The organism is Mesorhizobium sp. M0938, assembly GCF_040319125.1.
Classification (GTDB): domain Bacteria; phylum Pseudomonadota; class Alphaproteobacteria; order Rhizobiales; family Rhizobiaceae; genus Mesorhizobium; species Mesorhizobium robiniae.
In genome coordinates this window covers 110,971-132,643 of record NZ_JAMYNS010000010.1, presented here as the reverse complement: position 1 = coordinate 132,643, position 21,673 = coordinate 110,971, and the positions used below count along the sequence as shown (strand labels likewise).

24 protein-coding genes are annotated in these 21,673 nt (G+C 62.4%); 13 read left to right on the top strand and 11 right to left on the bottom strand.

Translation table 11 applies throughout. The annotated features are described in order from the left end of the window. Positions 1 to 144 precede the first annotated feature (144 nt). Genes NKH73_RS19210 through NKH73_RS19180 form a run of 7 tightly spaced genes read left to right on the top strand, consistent with a single transcriptional unit; the run spans position 145 to position 6,454 of the window. Entirely contained in the window at positions 145 to 639 is a 495-nt protein-coding gene (locus NKH73_RS19210; protein WP_352934795.1) for a flavin reductase, read from the top strand. Between the two features lie 28 nt (positions 640 to 667). Next, positions 668 to 1,597, top strand: a complete 930-nt coding sequence (locus tag NKH73_RS19205) for an AAA family ATPase (RefSeq protein ID WP_352934793.1) — start codon at positions 668 to 670, stop codon at positions 1,595 to 1,597. A gap of 4 nt (positions 1,598 to 1,601) precedes the next feature. Beyond that, positions 1,602 to 2,852: a vWA domain-containing protein gene (locus NKH73_RS19200; RefSeq protein WP_352934790.1), complete on the top strand. Its 1,251-nt coding sequence runs from the start codon at positions 1,602 to 1,604 to the stop codon at positions 2,850 to 2,852. Between the two features lie 28 nt (positions 2,853 to 2,880). Beyond that, positions 2,881 to 3,219, top strand: a complete 339-nt coding sequence (locus NKH73_RS19195) for an XdhC family protein (protein ID WP_352934787.1) — start codon at positions 2,881 to 2,883, stop codon at positions 3,217 to 3,219. A 10-nt stretch (positions 3,220 to 3,229) separates the two neighbouring features. Next, positions 3,230 to 3,934, top strand: coding sequence for an XdhC family protein (locus NKH73_RS19190; RefSeq protein WP_352934785.1), 705 nt, complete (start codon positions 3,230 to 3,232; stop codon positions 3,932 to 3,934). After that, entirely contained in the window at positions 3,931 to 5,541 is a 1,611-nt protein-coding gene (locus tag NKH73_RS19185; protein ID WP_352934782.1) for an NTP transferase domain-containing protein, read from the top strand. The genes NKH73_RS19190 and NKH73_RS19185 overlap by 4 nt, the downstream gene beginning before the upstream one ends. A 31-nt stretch (positions 5,542 to 5,572) precedes the next feature. Further along, positions 5,573 to 6,454 (top strand): alpha/beta hydrolase, encoded by an 882-nt coding sequence (locus NKH73_RS19180; RefSeq protein ID WP_352934780.1) that lies wholly within the window; start codon positions 5,573 to 5,575, stop codon positions 6,452 to 6,454. On the opposite strand, the gene NKH73_RS19175 is transcribed toward NKH73_RS19180, so the two are convergent. Continuing rightward, positions 6,451 to 7,500: a DUF1176 domain-containing protein gene (locus NKH73_RS19175; protein WP_352934777.1), complete on the bottom strand. Its 1,050-nt coding sequence runs from the start codon at positions 7,498 to 7,500 to the stop codon at positions 6,451 to 6,453. The genes NKH73_RS19180 and NKH73_RS19175 overlap by 4 nt on opposite strands. 123 nt (positions 7,501 to 7,623) lie before the next feature. Here NKH73_RS19175 and NKH73_RS19170 point away from each other — a divergent pair, with 123 nt between their 5' ends. Next, complete coding sequence (locus tag NKH73_RS19170; protein ID WP_352934774.1) at positions 7,624 to 8,130, top strand: DUF1993 domain-containing protein; 507 nt, start codon at positions 7,624 to 7,626, stop codon at positions 8,128 to 8,130. A gap of 49 nt (positions 8,131 to 8,179) precedes the next feature. Here the strand turns inward: NKH73_RS19170 and NKH73_RS19165 are convergent, their stop codons facing one another. Beyond that, positions 8,180 to 8,344: a hypothetical protein gene (locus tag NKH73_RS19165; protein WP_352934771.1), complete on the bottom strand. Its 165-nt coding sequence runs from the start codon at positions 8,342 to 8,344 to the stop codon at positions 8,180 to 8,182. A gap of 383 nt (positions 8,345 to 8,727) precedes the next feature. Between NKH73_RS19165 and NKH73_RS19160 the strand changes: the two genes are divergently transcribed. Both NKH73_RS19160 and NKH73_RS19155 read left to right on the top strand, forming a co-directional pair. Next, the gene (locus tag NKH73_RS19160) at positions 8,728 to 9,795 is read left to right on the top strand and encodes an aldo/keto reductase (protein ID WP_352934768.1); all 1,068 of its coding nucleotides are present in this window, start codon (positions 8,728 to 8,730) and stop codon (positions 9,793 to 9,795) included. Between the two features lie 53 nt (positions 9,796 to 9,848). After that, positions 9,849 to 11,114: a cysteine desulfurase-like protein gene (locus NKH73_RS19155; RefSeq protein WP_352934764.1), complete on the top strand. Its 1,266-nt coding sequence runs from the start codon at positions 9,849 to 9,851 to the stop codon at positions 11,112 to 11,114. Positions 11,115 to 11,132: 18 nt separating this feature from the next. On the opposite strand, the gene NKH73_RS19150 is transcribed toward NKH73_RS19155, so the two are convergent. From NKH73_RS19150 to NKH73_RS19110, 9 genes are all read right to left on the bottom strand, one after another. After that, on the bottom strand, positions 11,133 to 12,164 hold the full coding sequence (locus tag NKH73_RS19150) for a histone deacetylase family protein (protein ID WP_352934761.1): 1,032 nt from the start codon (positions 12,162 to 12,164) through the stop codon (positions 11,133 to 11,135). Further along, positions 12,161 to 12,685, bottom strand: coding sequence for a GNAT family N-acetyltransferase (locus NKH73_RS19145; protein ID WP_352934758.1), 525 nt, complete (start codon positions 12,683 to 12,685; stop codon positions 12,161 to 12,163). Before NKH73_RS19145 ends, NKH73_RS19150 begins: the two co-directional genes overlap by 4 nt. 39 nt (positions 12,686 to 12,724) lie before the next feature. Beyond that, a complete protein-coding gene (gene kce, locus NKH73_RS19140) occupies positions 12,725 to 13,654 on the bottom strand; it encodes a 3,5-dioxohexanoate:acetyl-CoA acetone transferase (RefSeq protein ID WP_352934753.1) in 930 nt (309 codons plus the stop codon). Positions 13,655 to 13,657: 3 nt separating this feature from the next. Next, positions 13,658 to 15,037 carry an aminotransferase family protein gene (locus tag NKH73_RS19135; protein ID WP_352934751.1) on the bottom strand — a complete coding sequence of 460 codons (1,380 nt, stop codon included), beginning with the start codon at positions 15,035 to 15,037 and terminating at the stop codon, positions 13,658 to 13,660. Position 15,038: 1 nt separating this feature from the next. Next, positions 15,039 to 16,679, bottom strand: a complete 1,641-nt coding sequence (locus NKH73_RS19130) for a N,N-dimethylformamidase beta subunit family domain-containing protein (RefSeq protein ID WP_352934748.1) — start codon at positions 16,677 to 16,679, stop codon at positions 15,039 to 15,041. An 8-nt stretch (positions 16,680 to 16,687) separates the two neighbouring features. After that, positions 16,688 to 17,452 (bottom strand): amino acid ABC transporter ATP-binding protein, encoded by a 765-nt coding sequence (locus tag NKH73_RS19125; protein WP_352934747.1) that lies wholly within the window; start codon positions 17,450 to 17,452, stop codon positions 16,688 to 16,690. Next, entirely contained in the window at positions 17,449 to 18,108 is a 660-nt protein-coding gene (locus NKH73_RS19120) for an amino acid ABC transporter permease (RefSeq protein WP_352934745.1), read from the bottom strand. The genes NKH73_RS19125 and NKH73_RS19120 overlap by 4 nt, the downstream gene beginning before the upstream one ends. A 12-nt stretch (positions 18,109 to 18,120) precedes the next feature. Then, positions 18,121 to 18,768, bottom strand: a complete 648-nt coding sequence (locus tag NKH73_RS19115) for an amino acid ABC transporter permease (protein WP_352934743.1) — start codon at positions 18,766 to 18,768, stop codon at positions 18,121 to 18,123. Positions 18,769 to 18,844: 76 nt separating this feature from the next. Continuing rightward, a complete protein-coding gene (locus tag NKH73_RS19110) occupies positions 18,845 to 19,621 on the bottom strand; it encodes an ABC transporter substrate-binding protein (protein ID WP_352934741.1) in 777 nt (258 codons plus the stop codon). 134 nt (positions 19,622 to 19,755) lie between these two features. On the opposite strand from NKH73_RS19110, the gene NKH73_RS19105 reads away from it, so the two are divergent. The 3 genes from NKH73_RS19105 to NKH73_RS19095 all read left to right on the top strand — a co-directional run bounded on the left by NKH73_RS19105 (position 19,756) and on the right by NKH73_RS19095 (position 21,652). Beyond that, positions 19,756 to 20,715: a LysR family transcriptional regulator gene (locus tag NKH73_RS19105; protein ID WP_352934740.1), complete on the top strand. Its 960-nt coding sequence runs from the start codon at positions 19,756 to 19,758 to the stop codon at positions 20,713 to 20,715. 63 nt (positions 20,716 to 20,778) lie between these two features. After that, on the top strand, positions 20,779 to 21,027 hold the full coding sequence (locus NKH73_RS19100) for a ParB N-terminal domain-containing protein (protein ID WP_095489540.1): 249 nt from the start codon (positions 20,779 to 20,781) through the stop codon (positions 21,025 to 21,027). 139 nt (positions 21,028 to 21,166) lie between these two features. Beyond that, entirely contained in the window at positions 21,167 to 21,652 is a 486-nt protein-coding gene (locus tag NKH73_RS19095; protein ID WP_352934737.1) for an SRPBCC family protein, read from the top strand. Positions 21,653 to 21,673 lie beyond the last annotated feature (21 nt).

Below are 21,673 nucleotides of genomic sequence, written 5' to 3'. Positions count from 1 at the left end.
TTGCTGCCAAGACCTAAAGGCTGGTTAGCTTCCACGCAACACGCGAAATTCAGGATGCATGTCAACCACTTCGCTTGTGGCATGCAATATGCCGCCATATATAACGGTTGGGTTCCTTTCGCTCCAAACCAATGGAAATCGCCGGTGCTGAAGAAGAACGACATAGGGCCGCAGGCCTATCGCGACGCGATGAGCCATTTTGCCGGCCACGTCCATGTAGTCACCACCGACGGTTCCGCCGGCAGGCGCGGTGCGACTGTCATTGCGGCCTGTTCGGTCTCGGACACGCCGCCGACCATTCTGGTTTGTCTCAATCGCGAAAATCCCAAGAATGAGCGGTTCGTGAAAAACGGCAAGTTCGCGTTGAACACGCTGGCTTCGCATCAGGAGGCGCTGTCGGTCGGCTTTTCCGGCCTCACCGGCCTGCCGGTCGAGGAACGTTTTGCGCTGGGCGAGTGGGATGTGATCTCGACCGGCGCGCCGACGCTGAAGGGCGCGCTTGCCGTGTTCGACTGCGAACTGACCGACACCAAGGATCTGGCCACCCACCGTGTGCTTTTTGGCAAGGTGACAGGCCTGCGCATCGGCGATAATTTGCGGCCGCTGATCTATCACGACCGCGGCTACCACGTTCTGTGACGGGTATGGTTGTACCCACGGAGAAAGAATGACCGAGTTGAAACCGCGCCCCGCGCCGCGGACGATCGACGACACCCTCGAACTCCTGACCGGTGCGGACTATGTAGCGGACCGGTCTTTGGCGACCGTGCTGTTCCTGTCGCTGCGCATGAAGCGGCCGCTGTTCCTCGAGGGCGAGGCCGGCGTCGGCAAAACCGAGATCGCCAAGGTGCTGGCGCAGGCGCTCGGCCGCCGGCTGATCCGCCTGCAATGCTATGAAGGGCTCGATGTCTCGTCTGCCGTCTACGAGTGGAATTACGCCGCTCAGATGATCGAGATCCGCATGGAGGAGGCGGCTGGCAAGGTCGACCGCTCCGACATGGAGCGCAACGTCTTTTCCGAAAAGTACCTGATCCGCCGCCCGGTGCTCGACGCGCTGACAGGCGCGGCGGGCGCTGCCCCGGTCTTCCTGATCGACGAACTCGACCGCACCGACGAGGCATTCGAGGCGTTCCTGCTCGAAATCCTCTCCGACTTCCAGGTGACGGTCCCGGAACTCGGCACGATCAAGGCCGAGGAGCCACCGATCGTCATCATCACCACCAACCGCACACGCGAGATCCACGACGCATTGAAACGGCGCTGCCTCTATCACTGGGTCGATTATCCCAATGCCGAGCGCGAGCTGGAGATTGTGCGCAGGAAGGTGCCGCAGGCCAACAGCCGGCTGTCGGCAGAGGTGGTTTCGTTCATCCAGAAGCTGCGCCAGATCGAGCTGTTCAAGGTACCGGGCGTCGCCGAGACCATCGACTGGGCCGGCGCGCTGACCGAACTCGACAAGGTGGCGCTCGATCCGGAAACCGTTTCCGACACGATCGGCGTGCTGTTGAAATACCAGGACGATATTGCCCGTATCGGGCAGGGCGAAGGCCGGCGCATCCTCAACGAGGTGAAGGCCGAGCTTTCGGCGGCGGAGTAGGGCGATGGCAGTGCCGCGTCCCGAACCCAAAGAGGCCACGCCGGACGGGCGGATCGCCGACAACATCGTCTATTTTGCCCGCACCTTGCGCAAGGCAGGCATGCGGGTCGGCCCGGCCTCGGTCAAAGATGCGATCGAGGCGGTGCTGGCCGCCGGCATCGGTTCGCGCGATGATTTCTACTGGACGCTGCACGCCGTGCTGGTCTCGCGGCACGAGGATCATCCTACCTTCGACGAGACGTTCCGGCTGTTCTGGAAATCGCACGAGCTGATCGAAAAGATGCTGGCGATGTTTTCGCCGGTGGCGCCCGACATCAGAGAGAAACAGAAGCCGCGCGCTGCGGAAAACCGCGTCAGCCAGGCAATGTTCGAGGGCCACCAGAAGAACCAGCCGGCGCAGGAAATCCCCGAGATCGAGGTCGACGCCCGCTTCACATTTTCCGGTAACGAGGTGCTGAGGGGCAAGGATTTTGCCCAGATGAACGCCGCCGAGATGACCGACGCCAAGAGGGCGATCCGCGAGTTGCGGCTGCCCTTCGACATGGTCAGGACACGGCGTTTCAAATCCAATGCGCATGGCCGCCGCATCGATCCGCGCGCCATGATGCGCTCTGCCGCGCGCACTGGCGGCGAATTGATCCTGCCGAAATTCCGGTCACCGCGCGAGGTTCATCCGCCGCTGGTCGTGCTTGCCGATATTTCCGGTTCGATGAGCCAGTACACGCGCATCTTTCTGCATTTCCTGCACGCGCTGACCGAAAAGCGCCGGCGCGTGCATGCCTTCGTCTTCGGCACCAGGCTGACAAATCTGACGCGGCAGATGCGCCATCGCGATCCCGACGCGGCACTCGCCGATTGTTCAGCGGCGGTGAAGGACTGGTCAGGCGGCACCCGGATCGGCGATACGCTGGCTGAATTCAACCGGCTGTGGTCGCGGCGCGTGCTGGGGCAGGGCGCTGTCGTTCTCCTGATCACCGACGGGCTGGAGCGCGACGACGTCGCCGGCCTGTCGGAGGAAATGGAGCGCCTGCACAAATCCTGCCGGCGGCTGATCTGGCTGAACCCGCTGCTGCGCTTCGACGGCTTCGAGCCGCGCGCGCGCGGCGTCAAGGCGATGCTGCCGCATGTCGACGAGTTCCGATCGGTGCACAATCTTGATGCGCTCGCCGATCTCTGCGCGTCGCTGGATAAGAATTCGGCGCGCTCGGTCGACCCACGCAGATGGATTGAGGGTGGCGCGAGAGGCGCCGCATAGCCATATGTTTTCTCCGGGAGAAACAGTGATGGAAAACAACATTTATCTCGATGAAGCGCGCGACCCGCTGATCATCGCGGAAGGTTGGATGAAGGACGGCAAGGATGTCGCCATTGCCACCGTGGTCGAGACCTGGGGCTCGGCGCCGCGTCCGGTCGGCAGCCATCTTGTCATCGACGCGGAAGGCAATTTCCACGGCTCCGTCTCTGGCGGCTGCGTCGAAGGCGCGGTGGTCACCGAGGCAATCGACGTCATCGACAGCGGCAAAGCAAAGATGTTGGAGTTCGGCGTCGCCGACGAGACCGCCTGGCAGGTCGGCCTGTCCTGCGGTGGCCGCATCAAGGTCTATGTCGAGCGGTTGGGTTAGGCCGGGCAAGATGGACCCCTATGCTCTGAAGACGCTGAACGCCGAACGCCGAGCTCGCCGCGCGGCGATCCTGGTCACCGATCTCGGCGATGGCCGCGACCGCATCGTGCGCGAGGGCGACCAGGTCGCCGGTGAATTGGGCGCTGCGATCGCCAAGGCGTTTCGCACAGGCAATTCGGGCTCGGTCGAGGCGGAAGGGCGAACATTCTTCCTCAATGCGTATCTGCCGCAGCCACGCCTGTTGGTGATCGGCGCCGTTCATATCAGCCAGGCGCTGGCGCCGATGGCGAAGATCGCCGGTTATCCCGTCGAGATCATCGATCCGCGCACGGCCTTCGCCACATCAGGCCGCTTTCCCGATGTGGCGCTGCATGCCGAATGGCCGGAGGATGTCCTGAAACGCCAGCCGCTCGACAGCTATACGGCGTTGGCAGCTGTCACCCATGACCCGAAGATTGATGATTTCGCGCTGAAGGCGGCGCTCGACGCCAACTGCTTCTATGTCGGGGCGCTCGGCAGCCGCAAGACCCATGCGAAACGCGTCGAGCGCCTGCTGGCATTGGGCGCGACCGCCGACCAGATCGCCCGCATCCACGCGCCGATCGGCTTGGACATCGGCGCAGCCAGCCCGGCCGAGATAGCTGTCGCTGTGCTGGCGCAGGCGATCCAGGCCTTTCGTTCGCGTGGCCTCGAAGCCAAGGACGCGGCGGCGTGAAATTTGGCCCGATCCCGATCGACACGGCCGAGGGTGCGGTGCTGGCGCATGCCACCACCGCCGGAGAGCGGCGCTTCCGCAAGGCGCACAGGTTAAGCGCCGCCGATGTGTCTTTGTTCAAGACAGCAGGGATTTCCGAGGTTGTCGCGGCTGTTCTTGCTCCCGACGATCTGAGCGAGGACGCTGCCGCCGAAAAGATCGCCGAAAGCATGGTCCATCGCAACATCGAGGCCAAACCCGCTGCGACCGGACGGGTGAATCTCCACGCCGAGGCGGCCGGCATCTTCACAGTCGATGCGGCAATGATCGATGCCATCAACGCCGTCGACCCGACGATCACTATCGCCACGCTGGCGCAGCACGCGCCGGTTGAAAAGGGCCAGATGGTCGCGACGGTGAAGATCATTCCCTTCGCGGTCGGCTCCGCTCTGGTCGATGCCGTGACAAAAATCTGCGCCGGCAGCGAGATCTTTGCCGTCAATGCCTATCAGCCGGTGCGTGTCGGCGTTATCCAGACGGTTCTGCCCGGCATCAAGCCGAGCGTGCTCGACAAGACGTTGCGTGTCACCGAAGCCCGCCTGGTGCGCTCCGGCGGGCGGCTGACGGCGGAGCGCCGCACGCCACACGAAATTGGTTCGGTTGCGGAAGCTGCGGCCTCGCTGGCGCGCGACAACGACATGGTGGTGATCTTCGGCGCTTCGGCGATGAGCGATTTTGGCGACGTCGTCCCGGCGGCGATCGAGAGGGCCGGCGGCACCGTCATCCGCGCCGGCATGCCGGTCGATCCCGGCAATCTGCTGGTGCTCGGCACCCTTGGCAGCAAGCGCATCATCGGTGCGCCTGGCTGCGCCCGCAGCCCCAAGGAAAACGGTTTCGACTGGGTTCTCGACCGGCTGATTGCCGGTCTCGACGTGACGGCCAAGGACATCGCCGCCATGGGGGTCGGCGGTCTGTTGATGGAAATCCCGACGCGGCCACAGCCGCGCGAACCGCAGCCGGTTCGGGCCGAGCTGAAGGTCGATGTCGTGCTGTTGGCCGCCGGCCGCTCCAGCCGCATGGGTGGCCCGAACAAGCTGCTGGCGCTGTTCGACGGCAAGCCGCTGGTGCGCCGCACCGCCGAGCGAGCGCTCGGCTCGAAAGCCTCTGATACAATCGTCGTCACCGGCCATCAGCGCGAGCGGGTGCGGACGGTATTGTCTGGCCTCGACGTCACTTTCGCCGACAATCCGGATTTCACTGAAGGCCTGTCTTCATCGCTGAAGGCCGGCATAGTGCGGGTCAGCGGCGACGCCGCCGGCGCCATGATCGTTCTCGGCGACATGCCCGGCGTCTCGTCGGCCGATCTCGACAGGCTGATCGACGCATTCCGCAAGTCCGAGGGCCGATCAGTCGTGCGCGCCTCGCATGAGGGGAAGCGAGGCAACCCGGTGCTGCTGCCGCGCTCGCTGTTTGCGGCGATCGCTCATCTCGAAGGCGATACCGGCGCGCGCCATCTGGTCGAGGCCGAGGGGCTCGATGTCGTCGACGTCGAGATCGGCAAGGCGGCTTCCATTGATGTCGATACCCGTGAGGCGCTCGAAGGCGCCGGCGGCGTGCTGCAGGATTGACAAACCGAAGCCGAAAAACGATGCCTTTGGCATGGCTTTCCGTTTACCCCTTCTGACCTCGATATTTCTTTTGTTTTCGTGTTTGGCATATGGCCAAACATTCTCGCTAAAGCCTTTCAAGGACGATCTGTTCGCCTATCCGGCCACGCTCTCGTCGGAGAACAGCGGCGCCCATACGGTCATCGACTATCGTGAGCTGCGCGATATCAACGCCCGCGACGAGGTGCCGGAGCGCCGCGCGCACGCACAGTATGTCGACACCGGTGTGCGCAAGGTGCAGCAGGATCTGTTGCTGAAGACCGGCGCCGGCACTGTCCGCCACGTCGCCGTCGGCCGCACGCAAGGTGCTGCCATCATCGTGCTCTACCTGCACGGGCAGGGCGGCAGCCGCAAGCAGGGCGTCGACGACTTCACCTTCGGTGGCAATTTCAACCGCATCAAGAACCTGATGGCCGGCAATAGCGGCCTCTATCTCTCTCCGGATTTCTCCGATTTCGGCGACACGGGTGGTGCTCAAATCGCCGCGCTGATCGGCCATTATGCCGAACAGTCACCGAATGCGAAAATCTTCGTCGCCTGCGGCTCGATGGGCGGCGCGTTGTGCTGGAAGCTGGTCGCCCGCAAGGACATGGGCGGCCGCATCGATGGGCTGCTGCTGCTCGGTTCGCTGTGGGATGAGAGTTTTTTCGCCAGCCCCGCCTTCAAGCGCCGTGTTCCGGTCTTCTTCGGCCAGGGCAGCAAGGACCCGGTGTTTCCAGTCGAGAAACAGGAAGCCTTCTTCCGTTCGATCCTGGCCAGATCGAAGAGCTATCCGACGCGCTTTGTCCGCTTCGAGACCGGCACGCACGGCACACCGATCCGCATGACCGACTGGCGCGGCACGCTCAACTGGATGCTGTCGAAGACGCCTTAAGGCGCGGTATTGTAGTCCACCACCGTTTGCGGGTTGCTCTCGCCGTCATACGAGGCATCGACATCGTATTGCACCAGCGAGAAATTGCCGTGGCGGAACAGATAGGTGCCGGCTGACGAGGCGTCGCCGACGCCGCGCCACTTGTTGAGGGACGAGATCGTCTTGGTGGCGTCGTCATATTCGGAATTGACCAGCTGGTCGTCGGACTGGAAGCCGATGACGTTGATCGCCTCGACCTTGCCTTCGCTATTGTTGTTCTCATAGTGGATATCGAGTTCCGGCGAGGCGAACTGCAACTGCCGGACCCCTGATACGTCGTCGTAGACATAGTAGACGGCACTCTCATTATAGGCAGCCATCGAGCAGAAGAAGCGGAACAGCCGCGTTTCGCGTTCGGGCGCGTCGGCCTCGGCGCCCGCATCCTTGTAGCGGAGCGAGTAGGCGTCCGGCTCTCCCAAAGGCTCGCCGCCAGGCATCTCCTTGTCGCATTGTTCGCCATAGGTAGCCGCAAACACCTTCTTGGCCTGCTCCAGCGCCGCATCCTTCTTCGGTGGCGGTGGTCCATCGCCGCAGCTTTCCGGCACGGCGCTCTCGAAATCGGCCTTGGACGGTTTCAGCGCACCCTTGTCGATGAAGATCGGGCGGAACGGCGGTTCCTGGATCGAGGCATTGACCTGGCGCAACGTGTAGCAGCCGGCAAAGACATTTTCGCTGCCGTCCTTGGCTGTCGCCCGGATGGCGACCGGAACATTGTAATAGATGCTGCCGGCCGCGCCGTCTTCCGATACGCCGCCTGTTTTGACATCGACCCTTGCGGTACCGTCATAGCCCTTGACGAACGCATCGAAATCCTTGGCCGGCTTGGTGTCGCCGAAATAGTCCCAGGCCCGCGCAAATTCTTGCCGGTTGATGGCGCTGTAAAGCGAGCGGATGACCGCTTCGGCGTCTGACCGGTCATCGACATAGGGCGTTTCGGCGGCGAGCACTGGCTGGCCTGTCACGGCAAGGGAGAAAAAAGCGGTCGCTGCGAAAAGGGCGCTTCTCATCGGGAATCTCCACCAGATGAGAAATCCTATCATACCGATTGCGGCGACGTGGTGACGCTTGAAGAATCGCTTGGGAAGGCGCTACGTCCCGCCGTCGGCGTTCCTGCCGGATAGGAGATTCACGTGACCATATCGATGTACGAAGCGTCCGTGCCGGTGTTTTCGGCAAGGTTGAAGGCGCTATCCAACGTGCTGAACATCGCGGAGCAGAATGCGCTCGACCGTAAGATAGATCCCCAGGTGTTTTTGACGTCGAGGCTGGCGCCGGACATGTACGCTTTGACCAGGCAGGTACAGATCGCCACTGACCACGCCAAAGGCGCGCCATCGCGGCTTGCCGGCCGCGAGGTGCCCAAATACGAGGACAACGAGGCGAGCTTTGCCGATCTCCAGGCGCGCATCACTAAGACCATCGACCTTCTGGCGACATTCTCCGCTGCCGAATTCGATGGCTCCGATGACCGAATGATCGAGCTGAAGCTTGGCCAACGCGAATTATCGATGGCCGGCATGCAGTATCTTCTGCATCTCGCCATGCCCAACTTCTATTTCCACCTGACCACCGCCTACGACATCCTGCGCCACAATGGCGTGCCGCTGAGCAAAGCGATTTTCATGGGATCGCGTTGAAGAATGGCGAGGAGATATCCCGGCTGAGCCGGGATAACCTACGACCTGACTAGCGCAGCGACATTTCGCGGGCGACGCGCGGGAAGTCGGCTGGTTTGATGCCGATATCCGCACGGTCGGCATTGCTCATCGAATGAAGCAGCGCCAGAGCCGCGCGGTAGCGCAGACGTTCCTGCGGACGCGGACGGGCGAACATTTCAGTGAGGAAACCCATGATTCAAGCCCCTGGTTGATCCTCCCCGAGTCGCAATATAGGTAAATCATGACAATTGTGCAGTGCAGCATTTGCATGGCAGCCATGCTGCGCAGGCTTTTTTGATCACAATCGACTTGACCGGTGAAACTTCCGGCGCGGAGGGACCGTATAGCTGAACGCCGGCACAGGGCCGGTTTTTCCTCGCCATTCCTGGCGAAACTCCGGACTGCATGAAAATGCAGTCCGGCTTTTTGTTGACTGCCGCATAGCCGTTGGCTGGATTCTACGGAAAAGACGCCGGCCGATTGGCGGCGGGCTTGGAGACAGCCCGGGCCTTCCTGTATGCTGCGGCTTCCTTCCCGCGCAGCCGCGCAAAAGAATTTCCCGCCGGAGAAAGTTCCATGCACAAACGCCGCCTCGGTCGGACCGATCTTCTTGTTTCCCAGATTTGCCTGGGATCGATGACCTGGGGCCAGCAGAACACCGAAGCGGACGGCCACGCCCAGATGGATCTGGCCTTTTCGCGCGGCGTCAACTTCATCGACACCGCGGAACTCTACCCGATCCCGCCCAAGGCCGAGACGCAAGGTTGGACCGAGAGGATCATCGGCAGCTGGATGAAAGCGAAGGGCAACCGCGATCAGGTCATCCTCGCCTCGAAAGTGGTTGGCCGCACCGCCAACACATGGTTTCGCGGCAACCGCCCGTCGAAGCTGGTGCGCGCCGACATTTTCGACGCCGTCGAAAAATCGCTGACGAGGCTCAACACCGATTATCTCGATCTCTATCAAATCCATTGGCCGGAGCGCGCCGTGCCGTGGGGCGCCAATCCGAACCGCGTCGGTGCCGTAGCGCTGCGGGCCGATTCCGTCGGCGCACCGGCCAGCGAGACGCCGATCACCGAGACGCTCGCCGTCTTCGACGAATTGGTGAAGGCGGGAAAAATCCGCCATTTCGGCCTATCGAACGAGAGTTCCTGGGGTGTCATGCGGTTCATCGCCGAAGCCGACAAAGGCGCCGGCCCGCGCCTGGTGTCGCTGCAGAACGCCTATAATTTCGTCAACCGCGGCTTCGAGGGGAATCTTGCCGAGGTCTGCGAGCGCGAACAGGTTTCCCTGCTCGCCTATTCGCCACTGGCGCAAGGCTACCTGACCGGAAAGTACGACCATGGCGCTCGGCCGCAAGGCTCGCGTTCCCAGCTTTTCAACCGCGGCCAGCGCTACGAGACACCCAACGCTGCGGAAGCACAGCTTAAGTACAACGAGCTGGCGCGCTCTTTCGGCATGGAACCGGCATTGTTTGCCAACGCCTATGTCACGAGCCGGCCCTTCGTCACCTCGAGCATCATCGGTGCGACGACCATTTCGCAGCTCGAAATGGCGCTGTCTTCCGCCGATGTCGTCTGGACCGAGGACATGCGGAAGGGCGTCGATGCAATCCACCAGCGTGTCGGTAACCCGTGTCCCTGAGCAGACTTCCGGCGCTGTAAATGTGACTATCAATTACAATAGGGGGAGAAAAAGTGAATTTTCCGATCGATGCCGTGCGTGAAAAATTTCCAGCTCTTTCGCTGACCGACAAGGGCCGTCGCCGTATCTATCTCGACAACCCTGCCGGCACGCAGGTGCCGCAGGCGGTCGCCGACGCGGTGTCACGCTGCCTGCTGACCACAAACGCCAATCTCGGCGGCTTCTTCGAAACCACGATCGCAGCGCAACAGGTTGTCGATGACGCCCATGCGGCGATGGCCGATTTCCTCGGTGCTGCGAGCCCGCAAGAAATCGTCATCGGCGCCAACATGACGACGCTGACCTATCACATGTCGCGCACGCTCGGGCGTGCGATGAAACCCAGCGACGAGATCATCCTCACCCGCATGGACCACGAGGGTAACGTATCGCCGTGGCTGCAACTGGCCGGAGACCTTGGCCTTGTTGTGCGCTGGCTGGCTTTCGACGAGCAGAGCTGGCAGGTCGAGGAAGCGGAGCTTGCTGCGCTGCTCACCGACAGGACGCGGCTTGTCGCCTTGAACTACGCCAGCAATCTGACCGGCTCGATCAACCGGGTGAAGGCGCTGACCGGCATTGCCAAGCAGGCCGGCGCGCTGGTCTATGTCGACGCCGTGCAGTTCGCGCCGCACGGCCTGATCGACGTTCAGGACCTCGGCTGCGATTTCCTGATCTGCTCGGCCTATAAATTCTTCGGGCCGCACATGGGCATATTGTGGGGCAGGCTGGATGTCATCGACGCGCTGAAGCCGTATAAATGCCGCTGTTCGTCCAATGCTCTGCCGGAGCGGTTCGAGCTTGGCACGCCGCAGATCGAGCTGATGGCCGGACTGACAGCCGCGGTCGACTATTTTGCGGAGCTAGGGATTGCTGCAGGCGACGGCAGTTCGCGCCGCACCAAGGTTGCCAATGCGTTCGAAATATCAACAGCTTATGAGAACCCGCTGGCACAAAAGTTGATCGATGGACTGTCTGATATTTCAGGCCTGACCATCCACGGCATCACCGATCCGGCGCGCGTCGGGGAGCGCGTGCCGACGGTTTCGTTCACCGTTGAAGGTATCGTGCCGGAAACGATTGTACGGCAGATGAATGCGGAAAACATCTTCCTGTGGTCCGGACACAACTATGCCTGGGAGATCGTCCACCAGCTCGGCATCCCGGCCGAGCAGGGTGTCGTGCGCATCGGCATCGCCCACTACAATACAGCGGCCGAGATCGAAGAGACGCTGGCGAGCGTGCACCGTGTCATCGCCATGCTGCGACAGCAGCGGTTCTGACGCGACATCCGGCTGATATCACCGCTTCCTGCCGCCGCCGAAGCCGGTGAGGAATGCGGTGAGATTGTCGCCGAGTTCGTCGCAGAGATAGCCGCCTTCCTGCACGATCACCGTCGGCAGGCCGAGCCCGGCGATGGCCTCGCCAATGCGCGAGAATCCTGGTGTCGTGACCGACAGTCCGCCGAACGGATCGCCCTCGAAGGCGTCGAGGCCGAGCGCCACGACTAGCGCTTCCGGCGCAAAGGCGCGAATGCGTTGGAAACCTACGTCCAATGCTTCGAGAAACGCCGCATCTTCGGATTTGCGCGCCAGCGGCAGATTGAGATTGTAGCCGAGGCCCGGGCCTTCGCCGCGCTCGTCGGCATGGCCCCAGAAGAATGGATAGAAACGCACCGGATCGGCATGCAGCGAGACGGTGAGCACGTCCGGCCGCGCATAAAAAATGCCTTGCGTGCCGTTGCCGTGATGCAGGTCGACATCGAGGATCGCCACCCGCGCTGCACTCTTGCGCAGCGTCTGGGCCGCGACGGCCGAATTATTGATGAAGCAGAAGCCGCCGGCGACATCGGCAAAGGCGTGATGGCCGGGCGGGCGGCACAGCGCATAGGCGGCCGGCGCGCACGCCATCACCGCCTCGGCGGCCTCGACAGCGCTCCAGGCGCTCCACAGCGCGCTCTGCCAGGTCTCGCCGGAGATCGGGCAAGCGGTGTCGGCCATGTGGTAGCCGGCCTGGCCGACCGCCGAGGCCGGATAGGAGCCGTTCCGCGCGATCGGGTGGATGTTGGGGATCACTTCCGCCGAAGCGCCCTCAATGTGCTGCCAGCGCGCGAAGATGTGCTCGAGAAAATCGAGATATTCGGGCGTATGCGCCGCAGCAACCGGGCCAAGCCCGTGATTTCCCGGCCGTTCGATCGTGCAGCCGGCGGCCTTTGCGCCGGCGAGCAGCCGTTCGACGCGTTCCGGTTTTTCCGGATTGGGCTTTTGGGCGCCGCTGGAGAGGAACGCCTTGGGATCGTGGCGCTTCTGTTCTTCGGCATAGAAGGCCTTCATCTTGGATCCTCATCGTCCGGCGCATCGGCGAAGGCAAAGAACGCGTCGCCGACGATTTTCTGCAGCTGCTCGTAGCTCGACCAGGCAATGCCCAGCCTTTCGTAAAAGGCCTTGGCGGTCTCATTGTCGGTATCGACGGACAGTCTGAGGTAGACGCCGCCGTCCTTCCGGCATTGCGCCGCGACATGCCGCAGCAGGCGCTCACCGATCCTGCGGCCGCGAAACCGATCTTCGACATAGAGATCCTGCACATAGACGCCGGGCCGCCCCATCCAGGTCGAGAAGATCGGGAAATGCAGGCAGAGGCCGGCGAATTCGCCGTCAACTTCCGCGATCAGCGTCGAAAAGGCAGGGTTTTCGCCAAAGCCGTAGGTGCGCAGGTCGTCGGCCGTAGAAGTGATTTCCTCGGGCACGCCGATATGGGCGCCAAGTCGCAGGATTGCGGCATGGATGGTTTCGACGTCCTCGACGGTTCCGGGCCGGATCAGAATGTCGTTGGAGGCTGGATTGGCAATTGTCACGACAAGCGAGGCGGCAAGAGGGGAGTGAAAGCAACCATCTCAGAACGCTACCCTATCGCCACCCTTGAGCGCCAGCATCTCGCGCGCCTCAGTGGGCGTGGCAACCTCCAGCGATAGCCCATCGAGCACGCTGCGGATGCGGTGCACCTGGTCGGCATTGGACTTTGCAAGCTGGCGGCCGTCGTAGAGACTGTCCTCCAGCCCGACGCGGACATTGCCGCCCATCGCTGCCGCAATCGAGATCATCGGCATCTGGTGGCGTCCGGCGGCCAGCACCGAAAACTGGTAGCTGTCACCGAACAGTTTGTCGGCGATGCGCTTCATATGCACCAGATTGTCGGGATCGGCGCCGATACCGCCCAGTATGCCGAACACGAACTGGATGAACAGAGGTCCCGACACCAGCCCCCGGTCGCGAAAATGCGCCAGCGAATAGAGGTGGCCGACATCGTAACATTCGAATTCGAAGCGTGTGCCGCAGCCCTTTCCAAGTCTTTCGAGCACGGTCTCCATGTCGGCAAAAGTGTTCTTGAAGATCGTGTCGCGGGTCGCTTCCAGCAGTTTGGGCTCCCACTCGTGCTGCCACTCTCTTGGCCGGTCGAGCATCGGGAACAGCGCGAAATTCATCGAGCCCATGTTGAGCGAGCACATTTCGGGCTCGGCCCTGAGCGGGGCTGCCAGTCGCTGGTCGAGCGTCATCAGCGAGGAGCCGCCGGTGGTGATGTTGATCACCGCATCGGTCGCCTGCTTGATACGCGGCAGGAACTGCATGAACACGTCAGGATCGGCCGTCGGCCGCCCATCCCTGGGGTCGCGGGCGTGAAGATGCAGGATCGAGGCACCGGCTTCGGCAGCGACGATCGCGTCTGCTGCGATCTGGTCCGGCGTTACCGGCAGATGCGGCGACATCGACGGCGTGTGCACTGATCCGGTGACAGCGCAGGTGATGATGACTTTTCGCGGCGCCATTTTTCAGCCTTCGACCGGCAGATCGAGCTCGCCGGCCAGAACCTGCAGCGAGTCACCGATGATGGCGACGATCTCGCCGATCTGCTCTCGGGTGACGATCATCGGCGGCGCCACCATGAAGTTGTCGCCGTCGACACCACCCTTGACCTTTCGGCCATAGATGATCAGCCCACGCTCGTAGGCGAGGTCGAGCAGTCGCTGGGTGGCCTTCTTCGCCGGCGCGATCGGCCTCAGTGTATCGGGATCGGCGACCATCTCGACACCTAGCAGCAGGCCCTTGCCGCGTACGTCAGCGATGAACGGAAACCGCTTGGCCAGACACTTAAGCTCATCCATCAAAAGGTCGCCCATGTCAGCCGCATTGGCGATCAGGCCGAGGCGGTCCATTTCGCCGAGCACGGCGAGCCCGGCGGCGCAGGCGAGCGGATTGCCGGCATAGGTGTGGCCGTGCTGGAAGCCGCCGGAAGCGAGCAGCGGTTCGACCAGCCGCATCGGCGCCGCCAGCGCGCCGAGCGGCGCATAGCCCGAGCCCAGTCCCTTCGACAGCGCGACGATGTCGGGCTTGCAGTTCCAATGATCGCCGCCGAGGAATTTTCCGGTGCGGCCGGCACCGCTCATCACTTCGTCATGGATGAGCAAGATACCGTGGCGGTCGCAGATTTCGCGGATGCGCGGGTAATAGCTGTCCGGCGCCACCAGCGCCGCTGTGGCAGCGCCGCCAATCGGCTCCATGATGAAGGCGAGGACGCTTTCCGGTCCCTCGGCGAGGATTTTCTCCTCCAGCATGTCGGCGTAGCGGATGCCGCGCTGTTCCATCGAGAGGTTGTCGCGGTCGCGCCATGCAGCAGGCGCCGGCACGGTCGGCATGACCTGCATCATTGGTGTGAATGTTTCGGCCAGCGCATCGTCGCCGGTGACGGACAGCGAACCAAGCGTGCCGCCATGATAGGAGGGAAAGCGCGTGATCACTTTCCAGCGCTTGGGCTGGCCTGTCGCCACGGCCCACTGCCGGGCGAGCTTGATGCAGGATTCCGTCGCTTCCGAACCGCCCGAGACGAAAAAGACGCGGTCCATGCCTTCGGGAAGTTTGGCGGCCAATAGCCCCGCGAGCTCCTCGGCCGGTTCGTTCTCGAAATGCAGCCGGTAGGCGAAGGTGGCGCGGTCCATTTGCCGCTTCATCGCATCGAGTACGTTGCGGTTGGAATGGCCGATATTGGCGACCATCGGTCCGCTCGATCCATCGATGAAGCGGCGGCCATCCTGCGTCCAGATGTAGATGCCTTCAGCACGGTCGACCAGCGGCCGGCGCAGGCTGGACAGATAGAACAGGTGCGAGGGCGGGCGCGCCTCGGGGGTCGGAGCAGGGGTCTCGGATTTCAGCATGTCAGGACTTTCCAAGATAGCGGTCGAGGACATTTTTGGTGACGCGCTCGACCATCGGGTCCTGCCTTAGCAGGCCGGCGACCCATTCGCAGCTTCCGGCGTGGAACACCTCGCCCTTGCCGCGTGGGAAATTGACGATCATGCCGTTGGCGCGCTTGACCTTGTCGAGATTGGCGTCGCTCGCCTCGCCGAACAGCGTCTCGGCGGAAAAGCGGCCGTCGGCATCGCCGAGAAACTGGTCCTCGAACGCAATGTCGGCGCTCTCCTCGACTTGGGCAGCCATGCCGACGGCGAGGATTTGCAGCCCATCCGGCGCGCCGCTGTCTGATGTGGGGTAGGGCAGGCCGCCGCGGATTTCGTGATCGAGGCCGTCGACCTCATAGCCATAGACATGGCTGTCGGCGCCGAGCAGGTCGCCGTAATAGATTCCTGTGCCGGCGAATGCCCAATGCTCCGGCCGGTAGACCGGAAAGCCGCGCACGCCGCGTGGCGCGCAACCGCCCCAGCCGGCGTAGAGGCCCTTGGTCGCATTGAGCCCGAAGGTCGTGGCACCCGGCCGACCGATTTCAGGTGCTTCCCATGAATTGGTGGCGCGGGTCACGTCGCCGCCTCGATAGGCCGGATCCTCGGCGCGGGCACGATATTTGTAGCAGACCTGCCGGCGGCCCTCGTCCTCCAGCCTGGTCTGCCACATGAAATTGCCGGCGAAGCGCGCCGCATGGCCGCCGCGCTCGACATACGCGTCGACCGCGTCGCGCATCTCCCAGGTCCAGTATTCGTCATGGCCGACGAAGACGACGCAGTCATAGCCGTCGAGGATTCCGGGTGAGAAATGCAATTCATGCTGGCTGGCAAGGTCGACGGCATAGCCGGCACGCTCGGCAAAACGAAAGAAGTGGCTGTCATAACTTGCCCAGCCGGATGAGGCGTATTTTTTCGAATGGCCGGTGGCGAAGGCCCATTCCATGTGCGGATAGCGCGGCACGGTTTTCGGCAGCACGGCGACCTCGAGCGGCACACGCGGCGCCTCCTTCGGCAGAACAACGAAGCCGCGGCACCACGGCCGCTGCGTCGACACCTCAGGCGCATACTGGTCGCGGTTCGGACCGGTGATGCCCTGATAATGGTTGGAGCCGCCCCAAGTGTTGTAGGAAAGCCATGTGCCTGTAGCTGCAACCTGCAGCACACGACCGCGTTTTTTGCCGGGATGGGGACTGACGATGAAAAGATGATGGTAGCGGATCGGCTTGCCGTCGCGGCCGTCCGCCGTCAGCGTGACGCGATAGGCTCCGGACGGCCAGTCGTCGCCGATGCGGAATTCAAACGACGCGTCCCAGCCGCAGCCCACGACCGAACATTGGTCAGGTGTTTCCTGCCAGCGCGCCGCGATCCCAGCCTTCTCGAATACCTGCGTCTCGGAGCCGCCGTCGCGGGCGATCGCCATGCTGAAGCTGGGGGCTGTCGAGCTGACGTGCAGTACCACCGTCTCGCCCCGGCGATATGAAAAACGGTCGCTGTAGCACCAGATCTCGCCGCGTTCGCCATCCATCCCCGGCCATTCGTAATAATGGCCGCGCACCGCTTGCCGGCGCTGGTGGGGCGTCAGGCCGAAATCGGGGAATGTGTCGATCGTGCCGTTCATGGTTTGACTCACGCAGAAAGATACTTTTTCAGAAACGCGCGGGTCCGCTCTTTTTGCGGAGCGCGGAACATTTCGGACGGCGGACCTTCCTCCACCACCACGCCGCCATCCATGAACAGCACGCGGTCGGCCACTTCGCCGGCGAAGCGCATCTCGTGCGTGACGATCAGCATGGTCATGTGTTCGGCGGCGAGCTGTTTCATCACCGCGTTGACCTCGTCGACAAGTTCCGGGTCGAGCGCCGAGGTCGCTTCGTCGAACAGCATCACCTTGGGCTGCATGGCGAGCGCGCGCGCAATGGCCACGCGCTGCTTCTGGCCTCCTGAAAGCCGGGAGGGATAAGCGTCGATCTTGTCGGTTAGCCCGACCTTGGACAGTAGGCTATGCGCAAGCGTGTGCGCTTCGCTCTTCGTCATGCCTTTCAGGATCACCGGTCCCATGGCGATATTGTCGAGGATGGTCAGATGCGGGAACAGGTTAAAGTGCTGAAACACCATGCCCATCTGCTGGCGCACCTTGTTGATATGCCGCTCGAAGGCGTGGCCATGCAGTGGCTGGTTGACCTGAACGCCGTCGAGCCAGACTTCACCGCTGTCCAGCGTCTCCAGATGGTTGATGGAGCGCAGCAGCGTGCTCTTGCCCGAGCCGCTCGGTCCGATGACCGCTACGATCTGCCCGCGATCGACCGACAGGTCTATGCCCTTGAGGACCTCCGTCGGGCCGAATGATTTCCGGGCGCCGCGAACCTCCACCATTGGCCGCTGCGTGCTCATCGAGAGACCTCCACATGCCGTTCGAACCGGCGCAAACCCGCTTCGAGCACGAGGTTCAGGATGTAATAGAGTGCGGCCGCCGTGATGTAGAATTCAAACGGCCGGAACGTTTCGCTTATCGCCAGTTGAGCCGAATGAACCAGTTCCGCGATGCCGATGACCGAAACGATGGAGGATTCCTTCAGCAGCGCGATCATGTTGCCGCCAATCGGCGGCGCGGTGTTGCGGACGGCTTGTGGTATCACGACATAGCGCAGCGTTTGCCATTTGCCGAAACCGATGCTGCGCGCGCCTTCGGTCTGGCCGGTATCGACCGCGACGATGCCTGCGCGGACGACATCGGCATTGTAGGCCGCAAAATGCAGGCCAAGTCCGACAATGCCGGCGCCAAGGGCGGGGATGTCGATGCCGATCTGCACCAGGCCGAAATAGATCAGAAACAGTTGGAGCAGGAGTGGCGTGCCCATGAACACCCACATCAGGAAACGTATGGGATAGGCGACAATCGCAGGCGCATAGAGCACGGCGACCGCAAACACGATGCCGCAGATGAAGCTGAGCGCGCCCGCCGATACCGTCAGCAGGACCGTCCACCACACGCCCATCGCCAAGATGTCGGCATAAGGCAGAACGACGCTGAAATCCAAGCCTTGCATCGTGCCCTCCGGTCAGACGATTGCGAAGCGCTTGTCGAGCAGATCGACGACCAGGACGACGGCGTAGACCATGGCCATATAGAGCAGGGCCGCGACGCCGAAGATCTCGAACGGCTTGTAGGTGGAGCCGATGAAGCGCTGCGCCGTGTAGGTCAATTCCACGACCGAGATGGTGGAGACCAGAGCCGACCCCTTCAAGAGCCCCACCGTGTTGACGCCGAGCGGTCGTATCATCAGCCGCGCGGCCTGCGGCAGCACGACCTTGTGCAGCGTCTGGAAACGGCTGAAGCCAATTGTGCGTGCAGCCTCGGTCTGGCCCCGGTCGACAGCAACCAGCGCACCGCGGATCGATTCCGCCATGTAAGCGCCGATGTTGAGACCGAGACCGATGACGCCGGCCGCAAATGGCTCGAGATTGATGCCTATCTGCGGACCGCCGAAATAAAGCACGAAAAGCTGGATCAGGCAGGGCGTGCCGCGAAACAGGCTGACATAGAGCGTGCCGATAGCCCGCAGCGGAGTTGATCTCGACATCTTGGCGGCCGCAGCCAGTGCCGCGACCGCCAGCCCCAGAACCAGGGCCAGCGCCGTAATCTCGATCGTCACAAGGGCGGCTTCCACGAAGAACGGGAAGACACGCTGCATCAGGGAGAAATCCATTCCGGGAGACTTCCAGACAGGAGTGACGCTCGGCCTCAGCCGCTCTTGAGGTGACAGGAGCCTTGGCTGGCCAGGATCAGCGGATGTCGCTGCCGACCCATTCCATCGAGATCTTCTCGTAGGTGCCGTCCGTCATCATGTCGTCCAGCGCCTTCTGCATGGCGGCTTTCAGCTCAGGATTGTCCTTGCGAATGGCGATCCCGATGGCGACGCTGCCGCCTTCGATGTCAGGCGTGGCAAGCCTGCGGATCTTCTCGCCCGTTTCCTTGATGGCGACCATGACCGGAATATTGTCGACGACAATGGCGTCGACGCGGCCTGCTTTCAGCTCCAGCATCAGTTCCGGCAATCCCTTGTAGGCGCGGAGGTCCCAGCCGCCCTGTTCGCGCGCCCACTTCTCATGCGTCTCGCCGAGTGTGACGCCAAGGGTCTTTCCCTTCAGGTCGTCCAGGCTCTGCACCTCGGAAGCCTCGTTCACGAAAACCGCGCGGCCGGCGTGGTAGTACGGGCCGACGAAATCGACCACCTTCTCGCGCTCGGGCGTGATGGTCATGGAGCCGACGACGGTGTCGTATTTGTTGGCGAGCAGGCCGGCGATGATGCCGTCCCAGGCTGTCGTGATGATGGTGCCTTTCACGGCCATGCGCTCGGCGATCGCCTTGCCGATGGACGCGTCGAAGCCGACCACCTCGTTCTGGTCGTTGACGAAGTTGAACGGCGGATACTGACCGCTCATGGAAATCTTCAGCTCGCCCGCCGTCTTGATCTTCTCAAGGTCGTCGGCCTTGGCGGCTGTGAAGGCCGAGGCAAGCAGCAAGGCCGTGACCGCTATGCCGGAAAATAGTCTGTTCATCTGGTTTCTCGTCCTCTGGATGGAGCGCAAAGTCTTGTTCTTGGGACGCACGCGGTGCCTTCCGGATTTCATGATTGCCTTTGCGGCAGCATTGCGCAAATAGATAATGGGAATAGAGAGCATAGATATCAGGAATGGCTTCACCGCACTCCGAAAGGCTGGTCTGGGATCTGGACTGGAACCTTCTGCGAACTTTCGTGGTCATCGCGGAAGTGAAGAGCATCACCCGTGCGGCCGAACGGCTCAACCTGAAACAGCCGAGCGTCAGCAATGCCTTGCGCCGGCTGGAGGATCGCGTTGGTCGACGGCTGATCGAGCGCGATGCCACGCGTTTCGAGCTCACCGAGGTTGGACGCCTGCTCTACGAGCAGAGCATCGAGGTGTTTGGCACCATATCGCAATTGCCGCTGCTGATGCGGGGCGTCAGCGATGATGTCACCGGCCACGTCAACATCGCGATGGCAAGCCATGTCGTTTCGCCGCTGTTCGACCAAGCGCTATCGCAATTCCACAGCAGCTATCCGCGCGCCAGCCTCACCATCACAGTCGCGGCGAGCACCGAAGTGACCAAGCAGGTGCGAGAGCGCCGCGCCTCTTTCGGTGTCTGCCTCGTCAGCCAGCGCGATCCGGCGCTCGAATACACTATGGTCTATCGCGAGTTCTTCGGCTTCTTCTGCGGGCCGCACCACAGGCTCTATGGGCGAGCAGGCCTGACACTGGCCGATCTCAGGGGCGAGCCTTCCGTATCGTTCCAGACGGACCATATTTCGGATGCATTGCGGCCGGTTGCGCTGCTGCGCAGTGAGGCCAAGCTCGACGCCGAAGTTGTCGGCGTATCTTCGAGCCTGGAGGAGGTGCGGCGCATGATCGTTGCCGGGCTCGGCATCGGGCCGCTGCCGCTGCACGTTGCGCGGCGAGACGTGGCCGATGGATTGCTGTGGCGGCTGCCGCCCTATCAAGCGCCGCCTGCCATTGACATCTTCCTGCTGGTGAATCCTGACAACACATTGAACCGCGCCGAGAAAGCGCTGCTCTCGGGGCTACAGGCCTCGATCGCCGCGACGCCGCTTGAAGATCGCATCTACAATGGTTGAAGGCGCTCTTGGCCCTTTTCGCCAAACCGACTATCACAGGCCTTTTCCGCCACGGGAGCCGACATGCTGAGAGTGCAAAAGGTCAGGGTGGACGACATCTATGTGCCGACCGCGCGCAAGAAGACGCTGCATCCCGAGACCGTCCGGCATCTTGCCGAGGACATTCTGGAAAACGGCATGAAGACGCCGATCCAGGTGCGCCATGACGGCAAGCGCCATATCCTGGTCGAAGGCCTGCACCGACTGGAAGCGGCGAAATGGCTCGGCGAGACCGATATCGACGCCTATCTGGTGCAAGCCAAGCGCCACTAAACTCTCATTCAGCGGTCCGCCGGAATCGGCCTGGCGAAGTTTTTCGCGGGACCGTGTCGGGCTGCGCGTTGCCCGCTCGTCCTTGAGACGGAAACCAGAATTCAAGCCAACTTTTTTGCAAGCAAGTGAGGAGACCATCATGACCACCAAGCTCGACATCGCCCCCAGCTCCGACCGTGAACTGGTTCTCGCCCGCATCATCGATGCGCCGCGCGAGAGCGTCTATCGTTGCTGGACCGAGCCGAAGCTCGTGACGCAATGGTTCGCGCCAAAGCCGTGGACGACGCCGCGCGCCGAAATGGACGTGCGTACCGGCGGCTCCAGCCTCGTCGTCATGGCGGGACCCGACGGCAATGAATTTCCGAACCCCGGCATCTTCCTCGAAGTCGTGCCGGGCAGGAAGATCGTTCTCACCGACGCCTATACGAAGGCGTGGGAGCCGTCGGAAAAGCCGTTCATGACGGTCGTGCTGACCTTCGAGGATGAGGGCGAGGGCAAGACCCGTTACATCGCCCGGGTTGCACATTGGTCCGTCGCTGACCGCGAACAGCATGAGAAGATGGGCTTTCACGAGGGCTGGGGCCAGTGCGCCGACCAGCTCGAGGAGCTGGCCAAGCGGCTTTGATATCAGCGGGATGAAAGGAGA